Source organism: Verrucomicrobiota bacterium, from assembly GCA_027622555.1.
Lineage (GTDB): Bacteria > Verrucomicrobiota > Verrucomicrobiia > Opitutales > UBA2995 > UBA2995.
Map to the genome: position 1 here is coordinate 19,254 of JAQBYJ010000034.1, position 12,961 is coordinate 32,214.

Annotated in this window: 11 protein-coding genes; 9 read left to right on the forward strand and 2 right to left on the reverse strand. The window is 45.3% G+C overall.

Annotated features, from left to right (window positions below; translation table 11 throughout):
- The first annotated feature begins 281 nt into the window (after positions 1-281).
- On the forward strand, positions 282-1,592 hold the full coding sequence (gene argA, locus O3C43_10940) for an amino-acid N-acetyltransferase (protein ID MDA1067010.1): 1,311 nt from the start codon (positions 282-284) through the stop codon (positions 1,590-1,592).
- 83 nt (positions 1,593-1,675) lie between these two features.
- Here the strand turns inward: argA and O3C43_10945 are convergent, their stop codons facing one another.
- Entirely contained in the window at positions 1,676-3,094 is a 1,419-nt protein-coding gene (locus O3C43_10945) for a Mur ligase family protein (GenBank protein MDA1067011.1), read from the reverse strand.
- Positions 3,095-3,309: 215 nt separating this feature from the next.
- Between O3C43_10945 and O3C43_10950 the strand changes: the two genes are divergently transcribed.
- The 4 genes from O3C43_10950 to O3C43_10965 all read left to right on the forward strand — a co-directional run bounded on the left by O3C43_10950 (position 3,310) and on the right by O3C43_10965 (position 6,806).
- The gene (locus O3C43_10950) at positions 3,310-3,795 is read left to right on the forward strand and encodes a low molecular weight protein arginine phosphatase (protein ID MDA1067012.1); all 486 of its coding nucleotides are present in this window, start codon (positions 3,310-3,312) and stop codon (positions 3,793-3,795) included.
- Entirely contained in the window at positions 3,792-4,226 is a 435-nt protein-coding gene (gene rpiB, locus O3C43_10955; GenBank protein MDA1067013.1) for a ribose 5-phosphate isomerase B, read from the forward strand. The genes O3C43_10950 and rpiB overlap by 4 nt, the downstream gene beginning before the upstream one ends.
- Positions 4,227-4,320: 94 nt before the next feature.
- The gene (locus O3C43_10960; GenBank protein ID MDA1067014.1) at positions 4,321-5,091 is read left to right on the forward strand and encodes a prepilin-type N-terminal cleavage/methylation domain-containing protein; all 771 of its coding nucleotides are present in this window, start codon (positions 4,321-4,323) and stop codon (positions 5,089-5,091) included.
- A 47-nt stretch (positions 5,092-5,138) separates the two neighbouring features.
- Positions 5,139-6,806, forward strand: a complete 1,668-nt coding sequence (locus O3C43_10965; GenBank protein MDA1067015.1) for a putative manganese-dependent inorganic diphosphatase — start codon at positions 5,139-5,141, stop codon at positions 6,804-6,806.
- Positions 6,807-6,872: 66 nt separating this feature from the next.
- On the opposite strand, the gene glgA is transcribed toward O3C43_10965, so the two are convergent.
- Positions 6,873-8,351 carry a glycogen synthase GlgA gene (glgA, locus tag O3C43_10970; GenBank protein MDA1067016.1) on the reverse strand — a complete coding sequence of 493 codons (1,479 nt, stop codon included), beginning with the start codon at positions 8,349-8,351 and terminating at the stop codon, positions 6,873-6,875.
- 55 nt (positions 8,352-8,406) lie between these two features.
- Between glgA and O3C43_10975 the strand changes: the two genes are divergently transcribed.
- From O3C43_10975 to O3C43_10990, 4 genes are all read left to right on the forward strand, one after another.
- Positions 8,407-10,749, forward strand: coding sequence for an RNB domain-containing ribonuclease (locus tag O3C43_10975; GenBank protein MDA1067017.1), 2,343 nt, complete (start codon positions 8,407-8,409; stop codon positions 10,747-10,749).
- A 4-nt stretch (positions 10,750-10,753) separates the two neighbouring features.
- On the forward strand, positions 10,754-11,290 hold the full coding sequence (locus tag O3C43_10980; protein ID MDA1067018.1) for a hypothetical protein: 537 nt from the start codon (positions 10,754-10,756) through the stop codon (positions 11,288-11,290).
- A gap of 90 nt (positions 11,291-11,380) precedes the next feature.
- On the forward strand, positions 11,381-11,860 hold the full coding sequence (locus O3C43_10985; GenBank protein ID MDA1067019.1) for a bifunctional nuclease family protein: 480 nt from the start codon (positions 11,381-11,383) through the stop codon (positions 11,858-11,860).
- Between the two features lie 14 nt (positions 11,861-11,874).
- Positions 11,875-12,954 carry a tRNA-dihydrouridine synthase family protein gene (locus tag O3C43_10990; protein ID MDA1067020.1) on the forward strand — a complete coding sequence of 360 codons (1,080 nt, stop codon included), beginning with the start codon at positions 11,875-11,877 and terminating at the stop codon, positions 12,952-12,954.
- Positions 12,955-12,961 lie beyond the last annotated feature (7 nt).

Sequence of the window (12,961 nt, forward strand, 5' to 3'; positions counted from 1 at the left end):
CAGAATACGGTTATAAATCCTAGGTTTGGAAATCGGTCCGTCAACGGCGAATCGATGGTTTCTTAAGAATTTTACTTAGGATGCTTCTAAAAGAAATGAGTTGATCCTGTTGCAAGCTCACACTTAATGACAGCGCATCATGGAGAAAGAGTCCCAACACGCTGATTCCCAGCAAGAAACCAATGAACCGACGAAGCTAAAGAAACCTTGGCCGATGCGTTGGGTCATTTTCTTTACTGTTATCTACCTGGCTATTTATACCTATTGGAGGTTCAAATAAGATGGCTGATCTAACACCAGAACCCATTTCCGAAATAAAACCGAATGATTTGCGAGGCATTCTGAAATACGTTCCCATGTTTCAGAACCAAACTTTTGTTATTTCGGTGGATGGTCGCATCGTTGAAGATCCGTTATTTAACAACCTGTTGCTCGATATTGCCGTCCTAAGAAACTTACATATCAAAATTATTCTGGTTTATGGAATTGGACGACCCTTGCGAAACCTGGCCAAGGAAAATCAAACCGTTATTTCAGATATGCACGGCACAGGAGTCGTGGATGATGAAACTTTGAAACTTGCAACCAAGGCAGCCGGAAACCTTTCGCATCACATTATGCAGGGTCTAACAAAAATGGGCATAAAGTGTGCGACTACCAATGCCGTTCGGGCAACACCCGTTGGGGTAATCAAAGGAGAGGATCAACTGAATTTAGGAAAAGTAGATAAAGTAGATAACGAGGCTCTCATGCAATTGTTAGGCAACCACATGGTACCCGTGATTTCACCTATCGCATTTGACCGGGATGGTGGCAGCTTGAGAATTGATTCTGATCATCTGGCTACGGAGGTCGCCGTGGCAATTGCGGCATCGAAGATTTTATTCATAACTTCTCACAGCGGCTTAACTGTAAATGAAACCTTTTACCGGGCCCTTGAAACGGAACAGTTGCGAAAGCTTTATAAAGAAAACGAATCAACACTTGATCCGGCTATACAAAGAAAATGCAAATACGCCTTGCGAGCACTCGATGGCGGAGTAGCGCGTGTTCACATTCTAGACGGCTTGGAAGCAGATAGCCTGCTCAATGAAATCTTTTCATCGGTAGGAGTCGGAACGCTTTTCTATAACCATGAATATCAAAAAATTCGGTGGGCCAGAGCGTCCGATGCGCAAAACCTTTTTGATCTGGCTCGCGATCCAACCGAGACAGAAGAACTTGCCAAACGCTCACTGCGTGAAATTGAAGAGCGGATTGACTCCTACTTTGTTTACGAAATTGATGGGTACATTCTCGGTTGCGGAAGTTTGGTTTCGTTTCCACATTCGAGCACCTTCGAAATTGCATCCCTTATAGTAAAGCAAACCCAGATTGGAAAAGGTCTCGGCCAAAAACTCGTCAAATTTGCTGAAGAAGAAGCCGTAAAAAAGGGAGGAACAAAACTAGTGGCGTTAAGTACCCAAACATTCGCGTTCTTTACCAAAAAATGCGGTTTCAAAGAAGGCACCATCAACGACCTTCCGTCTATTCGTGCGGAACAGTTGAAAACAAGCCAACGAAATTCAAAAGTCCTGGTTAAGCAATTATAGTAAGGGATTGATCGGCGATTCCTGTAACTTGAACCATATTCCCATCTCTACTCTGGCATACCCGTTAGCTGAAATAATCAGACTTATCTTCCTTTTAGAACCCGCAAATATTCATTCAGTGGTTCTCCGAAAGATCCATTCGTAAACAGTAAAACGAGTCGTTTCTTTGCGCCTTCCATCGAGATCAGTTCTTCAAACAATTCCTCTTTTGAATGGTATGCTTTCGCCGAAAGACAAACTGTCGAAAGTGATTCCACCATCGCACCCGAATCAATCCGTTGTTCGTCCGTGTATGCTTCTCCGCGATGTACCGGAGCAATCAATACTCTGTCTGCGTAAGCGAGCGAACCCGTAAATTCCTTTTGAAGCACCTTAGTGGCAGAAGTGTTACTCCGCGGCTCAAAAACAGCCACCACCTCACACTCATCGTAACAATTCTTATAAGACTCCAGGCACAAACGAATCGCAGTTGGGTGGTGGGCAAAGTCTTCAATTACTTTAAGTTTATCAGAATCAAAAAGCACATCCTGTCGACGAGCGACCCCTTGGTAATCTGAAACGTTGGCAGCTTTTAAGAATGATCCGGGATTGCCTCGATCCGAAACAAACCCGGCTGCCAGAAGTGCCATCGCCGTATTCCGAGCATTGAAGATTCCGTTTAGCTTAGTTTCAAAGAATACAGTTTCTCCTGATTCCAATCGAATTGAAAAACGACTTCGACCAGGGGTTTCCTGGAAGTCTGATATAACAAAATCGTTTCCTTCGCCCAGCCCGACAAAGCGGACTGTGGTCCAACTGACCGGAAGTAATTCTCGAATCACCGGATCGTCACCATTCGCAAGAATCACACCATTATCTGGAACAATACGTATAAGGTGATTAAATGTCCGCTTCACATCTGTGAGGTCACGAAAAATATCCGCATGATCAAACTCTACATTATTAATTACCAAGACATCGGGCCGATAGTGAATAAACTTACTTCGCTTGTCAAAAAACGCGGAGTCGTATTCATCTCCCTCTAACACAAATGGACTGTTTTCAGCTCCCAATTCCGATCCAGAGGACAAGGAGTAAGGAACTCCACCAACAAGCCATCCTGGATTACTGCCCGCCTCTTTTAACAACCAGGCAGCCAACGCTGTTGTGGTCGTCTTTCCGTGAGTTCCGGTTATCACCACCCGCGGTCTTCCTTTCAGTAGCTTGCCTCCGATTATTTCAGGCAGACTCACAGTAGGATAACGCTTCGTCCGAAGCAAATACTCTACCTCAGGATTTCCTCGCGTAACCGCATTTCCGACCACAACTAGCTCAGGCTCAAACCATATTAAATTCTCTTCATCCCAGCCGTGAAAAATCTCGACACCAGCATCCCCTAAAACAGTGCTCATGGGAGGGTAAATCCCCGTATCCGAACCACCGACAACGTGGCCAGCGCGCTGCATCAACACAGCCACATTACCCATCGCAGTACCACAGATGCCTAAGAAATAGATCCTCATTCAACTGCCAAGATCGCCATTTCAAAGGCAAAGAATCAAGAGTAGAGTTTGAGATAGCCCACTAAGTGCAATTTAAGACTTAAGACTCCTCTAAAAAATACGATAATTCCAATTAGCTCCGATCATCTATATTCGATGACCTGGATTTTTAAGCTGACAGCTTGAGGATGGCATATCTCAATCAGTTTGATTATTGAGATAAGTTGAGCAAATCAGTGACAGGAACTTTATTATTTATTTGTACCGGAAACACCTGCCGCAGTCCTATGGCGGAAAGGTTGGTGAAGCATGCACTCGAGGCTGAAGGTGCGCCACTGAAGGGTCTGGTTGTTCAATCAGCGGGGATTTCTGCAGGGAATGGTTATCCGGCCTCATCGAATTCTATAGCTGCATTAAAAAAAGTGGGGATAGATTTAAACGACCATTCTTCGAAACAGACCTCCGAATCTTTGTTGGAATCCGCCGATTTCATTTTTGGAATGACTAGCAGCCATTTGGATTCGGTGAACTATTACTTGGGTGAGGATGCTGAGGATAAAACGTTTCTGATGCGGGAGTTTATCGAAGGAACTCACGACAAAGAGATTTCCGATCCATTCGGAGGAAATTTCACTGAGTACGAAAACGCACGCGACTCAATGGTTGAAGCCATCCCGGGCTTAATCCAATTTCTAAAAACAAAATTCCCAAGCACAGAATGAAGATCAGCGTAGGAACCGACCACGGGGGTGTGGAGATTCGCCAGAAGATTGTAGATTTCCTGAAAAGCGAAGGGCACGAAGTGAACGACCATGGAGCCTTCAATGAACAATCGGTGGATTATCCAGATTACGCACAACTGGTCTGTCACGACGTTGTAAGCAATGAGGCCCATTTCGGCGTGCTTATCTGCAAATCCGGCATTGGTATGAGCATTTGCGCAAATAAAGTTCCGGGTATTCGAGCAGCTCTAGTAGGCTATGACGAGGATGCCAGCATGACACGCCTGCACAATAACTCCAATGTGTTGGTACTTCCCGGGAAGCACACGACAGACGAGCAAGCTTATCATAGGATCAAAGCGTTCCTGGAAACCGAGTTCGAAGGAGGCCGTCATGCACGGAGAGTCGATAAAATGGAGCCACGATGCTAGTTCCCATTTGAAGGCTTAAGATGGAGCTATTCGGAAAGTAATATTATTTTAGAATTGAAACACACTCCAAGAAAACCATCTATTTCCCCACAACATGACTGTTTGTAAATCCAAGGTCCGGCTCTCGAACAAAGGTTTTACCTTGGTTGAGATGATCACCGTGATCACTATAATCGGGATTTTAGCGGCTCTACTGTTTCCAACTATCACTAGTTACCTCAGACGAGGACAACGCACACAATCTTTGAATAGCCTGAAACAAATTTCAGGGGCCTATTTCCAATACAGGTCTGACAATAACGGGCGAAACCTCCCTCTTCGTATTTCCAAAAACCCGGCTTCCGGCCAAGATGCTGTTTTCGAAATTAACAGCGTTTACCATATCGCCTACGAATTTGCGTGGCGTGGCTATCTTAACGATGGGACCGTTTACCAAATCCCCACTGACCTGCACGTAGAACAACAAGGAGCATTTCCTCAATCGGTGGCTGAGCGAGATTCGACGGATGCGCCCTGGATTATTACGCAAAGCTTTTCCAATGCCCCAATTAGCTTCGACCTGGTTGCGGGGCTCTCATCCAACGCGCCCTCTTCTACTCCAGTTGCATTGACTCGGGGCCTGGATCCCCAAACCGGTGAATGGAGCAGCGACGAAAGCGTATCTCCCTACGGTGCCGATGGAGGTCATATTGCGTTTCTCGATGGTCATGTTGAATGGTTCAACAATATTAGCGGAGAACTCACCAATCCGATCACCAGAAAACCGGCAAACTCTATTCTTCAATCCATCTCCCAAGGCGCACAGTTCTTTGGAGATCCTGACAAAAGCCTACTTGAAGGCAAAGAAGGTGTTTCTGGAAATTAATATTTCCATCACCGTTAAGAAACCCGGCGGCAAGCCTTACTACCATTATGACTGAACCTATCTATGTCATTGGCCACAAGAATCCCGATGCGGATTCAATCTGCTCAGCCATTGCTTATGCAGATTTCAAAAACAAAATTACCGAATCGAATAACTATGTCGCAGCCCGATGCGGTAACTCAAATGCCCGGATAGATGTAATTCTTGATTACTTTAAGGCACCATTGCCGAAGTTCATCGGCGACCTAACCCCTCGATTGAAGGACATTATGATCACAGATGTTCGATCAGTAAAACCGGGAGCAACGTGCATCGAGGCGCTGGAGGTGATCGATGAATTTGATGTTCGGGCTCTTCCTGTTCTTGAAGAAAACGGCCATGTCCATGGTTTGATTTCAATTTTTGAAATGGGAGAGTTTTTCGTACCAAAGATCCGTGAACCTCGCTCAATGCGTCGGGTGGTCACCTCTGTGAGAGCGATTATAAACGCAACCAATTCGGAAATTCTCAGCATCAATGAGCCTGATAAAGTGGAAGAGATGTTTGTACGCGTAGGGGCGATGGATATCCGGTCGTTTGGTAAATTTACTGACGATGAAAAAATCCTTCCTAAACATAGCATAATCGTGGTCGGAGATCGTTACGATATTCAGTCCAAGTCAATTTATAGCGGTGTTCGATTATTGGTTATAACAGGTGGTCTTGAGGTCGATCCAGAGATAGTCGAGCTGGCCAAAGAAAAGGGAGTTAACCTGATCGTTAGTCCTTTCGATTCAGCTACCACTGCATGGACCATCCGATCGGCCACTTTGGTTGACGATATGATAGACACCAAAATCTCAAAGTTTAGTCCTGAGGAATTGGTCAAAGATATTCGACGCAGAACAGCCATGATTCATAACCCCATTTATTTTGTAATGGGAGATGGCGATAAGATGCTGGGAGTTTTCAGTAAAACGGACCTTCTACGTCCCACCAAGACCAAGATCATTCTGGTCGATCACAATGAAGTTGGTCAAGCTGTACAAGGTGCATCGGAAGTTAATATCTTGGAAATAATTGATCATCACCGCCTTGGAAATACACCCACTTCTCAACCCATTTTATTCATTAATGAACCGGTCGGATCCACCTGCACTATCGTAGCCGATCAATTCCAAAGATATGATAAAACGCCGTCACCGGAAATTGCGGGTATTATGATGTCAGGAATCATTTCCGATACCCTACACCTCAATAGTCCAACATCGACTCCAAAGGATAAACAAATCCTGGATTGGTTATCGTCCATTGCCGGTGTTGACTCAACAGAGCTATCTCAAGTTATTTTCAGTGCTGGCTCCATCATTGTGTCGAACGAGCCGGAGGATGTTATAACGGCTGACCAAAAATTCTACAGCGACGACGAAATACGTTATTCGGTATCTCAAGTTGAAGAATTGGGAATGGAGAATTTTTGGGGAAAGAAGGAGACACTACTTGAAGCGTTGTTCGAATTTAGAAAAAAAGAGGATCTTTATATCGCCGCTTTATTGGTAACCGATATCAATTCCCAAAACTCCCTGCTACTCATTGCAGCAGAACACGAGTTTCTTGATCAGATTTCCTACCCGATTGTTGAGTCAAATTGTATTTTTGACCTACCAGGTATCGTTTCACGTAAAAAGCAGCTTATTCCCTACTTAACTGGAATATTGGAATCCTCGCCAAAATAACCCTTTGGAGAATGTCCAGGCTTCACAACTGCCTAAAGCAGGTAGTGATATTCCCCGAAACCTGCATTAGGTTCCCCAAGGATTGTGCGTCTGCGATTCACCGAACAGCACTTTTTTGTACAAGTCGTCGTAATCCAAGGCCGCCAATTTCCAGGAAAAGTCCCGCATCATTCCATTTTTCTGAGTGGATTTAAAAAGCTCCTGATCCTCAAACAGCTTCACTGAGCGGCCTAAACCTTCTTTCAAACCGGCAGCGGTCGCTTTGAAAACGATACCTGTCCCACTACTGGAGTTGGCATCCACATCCACAACCGTATCAACCAGTCCGCCAACATTACTCACCAAAGGCACTGTTCCATAACGTTGACTATACATTTGATTGAGTCCACACGGCTCAAATCTGGATGGCATCAGAAAGAAATCCGAACCCGCCTCGATCAAATGACTTAGTGATTCATCATATTTAAAAGACACAAAGACTTTATCGGGTAATTGAGACTGAAGCTTCTTTAATCCTAGCTCCAATTTGGGATCACCGCTTCCCAAAATGATCAAACGCACATCATTATCTGCAAAAAAGGCTTTTTGTTTTAGAATAAAATCTACCCCTTTTTGATCGGTTAATCGGGAAACGGAGCCATAGATGGGTACTCCCTCACCACCTTTAAGACCGGCTCGATTCAACAAAGCGGCTTTGTTGGCAGCCTTTCCTGCCATTTTTTTAACGGAATACGATTCGGCGATTAACGCATCCTTTTCCGGATTCCAGACGGTGGTATCGATTCCATTTAATATGGCATAAATGCCGTCATCACGGCGAGCAAGCACGCCCTCCAAGCCGCAGCCGAATTCGGGCAGCAACATTTCTTTGGCGTAGTGGGGACTTACGGTGGTAACCGCATCCGCAAAAAAGATTCCGCCTTTCAACAAATTCACCTGACCATAAAACTCCAAACTTTCCATCCCATAAAACGGGTCCGGCAGATTGGTAAGAGCGAAAGATTTTTCAGGAAATACACCTTGAAAAGCCAAGTTATGAATAGTCAGAACACTTCTGGCGCCGATCTGGGTTCCTTTTTGGGCTTCGGCAACTCGTGAGAATATAGGAACAAGCGCTGATTGCCAGTCATGACAATGAAGAATATCGGCGTGAAAATTCTCCAGGACCAAAGTTTCGACTACAGCCTTGCAAAAAAAGATAAAGCGGGCATCGTTGTCGCTGTAATCACGGTCCTTGGGTCCGTAAGGATAGCTCCGGTCGTAGAACTCGTCTCGACCGACTAGAAACAGATCCAAGTGCTTTCCCAACTTTAGTTTATAAACCTCGCCAACCAGGACCTCATCCCCGACCTTGATAGTAAGGGAATCCATTTTCTGAGCTTTTTTAAAAATATCCGACTCTTGGATAACACGATAAAGCGGCAGAAAAGTCACCACATCATGGCCTTGATTTGCCGTGTGATGCGCAAGCGCACCCACTACATCTGCCAGGCCCCCGGTTTTAACAAAGGGGACCTGTTCACTGCTGATGTGAACTATTTTCATGCACGATAAACTGAGTCATGAAAACTGGTTAGCCAAGCAAAAGCTCTATTAATTTATGAAATTTAAAAAAGAAATATTAGAACTGTTAAGTTCTCCAGACTATGTCCCATTGCCAGCCAACTCGATTGCCAAGGCTCTGGGAATTGATAATCCATTATTAAGTAAGCAACTCGACGAATCGTTAGGTCGCTTACATACCCAGGGACAAATTGTTCGCATTAAGAAAGGTCGATTTTGCCTACCCACCGATGCTGACCTCATCAGTGGGATTATTCGTTTCAGACAAAATGGCAGCGCCATAGTAATACCTGAAACCACTCCAGGTGAAAAACGTCTCGATCCCTTACCGATCCGGGCAGAAGATACCGGGCTGGCCTTGAATGGCGATCGCGTCATCGTTCGAAGAATGACCTCCCCAAAAAGATTATACGGTCGTGGTAAAGGGGGTCGACGACTCTCAAAAGAAAAAGAAACCACCGGAAAGGTGATCGAGATCGTCGAACGCAAAAATCCAAACATGGTTGGAACACTGCGCAAGGCTCAACATTTCTGGTATATCGTTCCTGATAACCCACTTATCCATAAGGATATCATTGTGGGAGCTCCTGAACAATCAGGCCTTAAACCACCACCCATTCTTGGCGACAAGGTTCTGGTAAAAATGGATTCCTGGACAGACCGCCACATGAGTCCCGAAGGCTCGATTATCGAAGTACTCGGCCAAACCTTCTCTCCGGGAGCGGAATATAAAGGTGTTTTGAGGAAATTTAACCTTGAACCCGAATTCCCTCAGGAGGTGCTGAATGAAGTCAGGAATCTTTCAACTTCCGTTCAGGATAAGGACCTGATTGGACGGGAGGATTTCACCAAACGCTTCACCTTCACTATCGATCCGGATGATGCAAAAGACTTCGATGACGCTCTTTCGGTTGAATATTTAGATGCTGGAATAATAAGGATCGGCGTTCACATTGCTGATGTGGGTGCTTATGTAAAACCTGGTACACGACTAGACGTAGAGGCAAAACAACGGGGAAATTCGACCTACCTGGTGGGCACCGTTATACCCATGCTTCCCGAGCAACTTTCAAACGGACTCTGCAGTTTAAAAGAAGACGTTATCCGGCTTACCAAGAGCGTGCTTTTCACGTTTTCAGCTGACGCGAAAATACGAAAAGTAACTTATGCCAATTCTTATATCCGCAGCCGAAAACGCTTAACCTACAGACAGGCCTTTACTTTGTTAAAGGAGGACAATCTACAGGCAGCCAGAGACCTTCCACTACCGCCCAAACACCAAACTGGCTCCACGGGTAGAGCACTTAAAGATCTTCCAAATAACGACCTGAAAGAGCTTCAGGACGCTATTCGCTCGTGTTGGTCCATAGCACAGATACTCAGGAAAATACGCTTTGAAAAAGGAAGCCTCGATCTCGATATGCCCGAGGTGAAGATCTATGTAAATGAGGAAGGGTTTGCTGACCGGATGGAACGAGTCGAGAATGATGAAAGCCATCAATTGATCGAAGAATTTATGTTGGCTGCAAACGATTCTGTAGCACGCGAATTAAGAAGGAATAATTTCCCGGCCATTTACCGCGTCCATGAAAAACCGGACGCACAAAAACTCTACGATCTTTCAGAGACGATGCTAAGCTATGGCCTGCAAACGGGAGACCTCAATAGTAAGCGTGAGGTCGTAAAACTCCTCAAGGCCATCAAGTCACATGCATATGGATACACGCTTCGTATTCAGTTTCTCCGCTCGCTTCGCCAAGCATGCTACATGGCAGAACCGCTGGGTCACTATGGATTGGATAAAAGTAATTATACCCATTTCACATCACCGATTCGCCGTTATTCTGATCTGCTAATTCACCGAATATTCGAAAACTATCTAGTTAAATTTAAAGGCCAATCCGCCCTACGAGGAAATTCCAAGAGCTATAAACAATCCGAATTGGTAGGCATCGCTCAACACGTAACACAGACAGAACAAAACAGCACTGAAGCAGAACGAGAATCCATAAAAATTAAACAGTTGGAGTTCTTTGAACGCGAAGTCGATAAGCAGGAAAAAACCATCTTTGATGCAGCAGTCCTTGAAATCAAAAACCACGGGTTGTTTGTGGAATTAAAGGAATCGTTGGTATTTGGCCTTCTTCCTACCTCAAGTTTGAAAGATGATCTTTACCATGTTTCCAACGACGGCACGGAATTGTTTGGGCGCAAAACAAAAAAACGGATTCGGGTAGGAGAAACCGTGAAGGTGGTTGTAGCAAAGGTCGACAGATTCAAACGCTTGATAGATTTTAATCTCGCCAAAGTTGGCGGATCTAAAAAATCATCAAGGAAACGAAATTACAAACCTTCACGCAGAAGAGATAATCACAAATAGAATTATGGACCATTATAACTTCCACCGCCGCTTAAAAGAAATCTGGCAAAAAGGTTATGACGACTACCAGGCAGGTGGCCGTGAACCCGGAGCTTACCTGGCCGATGAAGACCAAGCGTTCCTGAGTGAAATTGGCGCAAATCAACAGGACATTTACGATTTCACCGATGACTACATTCGTTACGGTGGGCCTGACTGGGAAAGCTTTTGGGCCATCCAATCCATTCGATTTAATTATTTTAAACTGGTTATGAAGAACCAACCGGGAACCTACATCCGGCCAAATAATGAGTACACTCCAAAAAGCGCCGAATTAAATGGCATCCGTTGGCTGCCAAGGATCATTGAAAAAGCTCAGCACAAACTCCGAGGCGAGCTGAACCCTGACGTCATGTATGGGTGTGGAGGTGATCGCCAATTCCTAGCAGACCATAACCTTCATCCAGCGGAATTCCTACAATTGGTTTGGCTAAACTACGATAATCCTGAAGCGATAGCTGCTTACCTTGAAGAAAACTCCCCTGCCCTTCAAAAAGTTTAGTTTCGCCAAGGAAGTAGCAAAAAGTATATTTCGCGGCTCGGTCTCATATCAAACTTGCCGACCATTGGTGAGTCATCTTTAGTCCCGGTTATGGAAAAGGAAGTTTTGCCAGTCACAATCAAGGGCCTGATACCCACCAGCACCGGTGTGGCCGTATTTCTGGGAACTGAAGACAAGACGTTTGTTATTTATATCGATCCAACGGTTGGGCAGTCGCTGTCGCTTGCAATCAACGACGTAAAGCGGAGCAGACCCCTCACTCATGATTTAATCACCCATATCCTCATGGGCTTGGAAGCCAAACTCGACCGTATCGTGATTAATGACGTGGATTCCGACAAATTTTTTGCCCGCCTTATTCTAAATATGGAAAACGAGCTTGGGAAAAAAATCATCGAAATCGATGCACGCCCGAGTGACTCCCTGGTCCTGGCCGTACAAAACAAACGTCCAATTTATGTTGCGAGGAAAGTATTCGATTCCGTCGAAGATATGACCACGGTTTTCGAAGACATTAAGAATCGAAAAGCCGAAGACAACGACGACGGGGACGCTGGCTCAGAGATCTGAGTAAATTCAAAAGTATGCCACGTCCGCTGCCAGACCCGATTCTGAAAGACATTCCATGCACGGCTCTTGCGCCTATGCAGGACGTCACAACCTGGGAATTCATGAAAGTGGTCGATCAATTTGGATCACCTGACTATTACTTCACGGAGTATTTCCGTGTACACGAGACATCGATCCTGGAGAAGCACATACTCTATTCGATCACTGACAATCCAACCAGTCGACCGGTTTTTGCGCAATTGATTGGAGAAAACCTGGATTATATTGCCAGAACCGTAGAAGACCTGAGCAAGCACCCGGTCGCCGGAATCGACCTGAATCTTGGTTGTCCTGCTCCCAAGGTGTATAAAAAGAAGGTAGGCGGCGGTCTTCTTCGAGATCTCGACCATGTAGATAAAATTTTTGGTCTTCTTCGTGAAATTTCACCTCACCGATTCACTGTGAAGTCACGCATCGGATTTGACGACACTCTACCTTTCGAAGGATTGATAGACCTTATCAATAAACACAACGTCGACCTCCTCAGCCTTCACGGCCGGACAGTGAAAGAAATGTACTGGGCCGACGTACACTATGACTATATCGCTCATGCAGTTGACAAAGCCAATTGCCCGGTGTTAGCCAATGGCAATATCACCAGTTACTTGAAGGCCGCTGAAGTCTTAAAAGATACCGGCTGTTTTGGGCTCATGGTTGGTCGATCCGCCATTCGCAACCCGTGGATTTTCAGGCAAATCCGGGAACACTTCACGGGCCAAGAAGTTTATCAACCTACCCTGGGTGATGTCTATGAATACGCACATCTATTAATTGAAACGCTTCGAAAGCCCAAAGTTCCTGAACAGAATTATGTAAACAAGCTCAAAAAGTTTTTCAATTTTATCGGCTTGAGCGTAGATCCTGACGGACACTTTCTTCACGAAATTCGTCGTGTTCGAAACTTCGAGGCGATGAACGATGTCCTGAAACGTCACCTGCTGGATCATGCGGATACCTCTTTTTCAAATGAACCCTATCCAGGCCTGGTTGCACGACCCAACCGCGAGACTCAAGTCAGACCCTTGAATGAAACGTTCAGCGTGAGGAGCAACTAGTTTGAGC

Bases quoted from the DNA above. Each gene is read 5' to 3' on its own strand.
- argA (MDA1067010.1), top strand. From the start codon at position 282: ATGGCTGATCTAACACCAGAACCCATTTCCGAAATAAAACCGAATGAT.
- O3C43_10945 (MDA1067011.1), bottom strand. From the start codon at position 3,094: ATGAGGATCTATTTCTTAGGCATCTGTGGTACTGCGATGGGTAATGTG.
- rpiB (MDA1067013.1), top strand. From the start codon at position 3,792: ATGAAGATCAGCGTAGGAACCGACCACGGGGGTGTGGAGATTCGCCAG.
- O3C43_10960 (MDA1067014.1), top strand. From the start codon at position 4,321: ATGACTGTTTGTAAATCCAAGGTCCGGCTCTCGAACAAAGGTTTTACC.
- O3C43_10965 (MDA1067015.1), top strand. From the start codon at position 5,139: ATGACTGAACCTATCTATGTCATTGGCCACAAGAATCCCGATGCGGAT.
- glgA (MDA1067016.1), bottom strand. From the start codon at position 8,351: ATGAAAATAGTTCACATCAGCAGTGAACAGGTCCCCTTTGTTAAAACC.
- O3C43_10975 (MDA1067017.1), top strand. From the start codon at position 8,407: ATGAAATTTAAAAAAGAAATATTAGAACTGTTAAGTTCTCCAGACTAT.
- O3C43_10980 (MDA1067018.1), top strand. From the start codon at position 10,754: ATGGACCATTATAACTTCCACCGCCGCTTAAAAGAAATCTGGCAAAAA.
- O3C43_10985 (MDA1067019.1), top strand. From the start codon at position 11,381: ATGGAAAAGGAAGTTTTGCCAGTCACAATCAAGGGCCTGATACCCACC.
- O3C43_10990 (MDA1067020.1), top strand. From the start codon at position 11,875: ATGCCACGTCCGCTGCCAGACCCGATTCTGAAAGACATTCCATGCACG.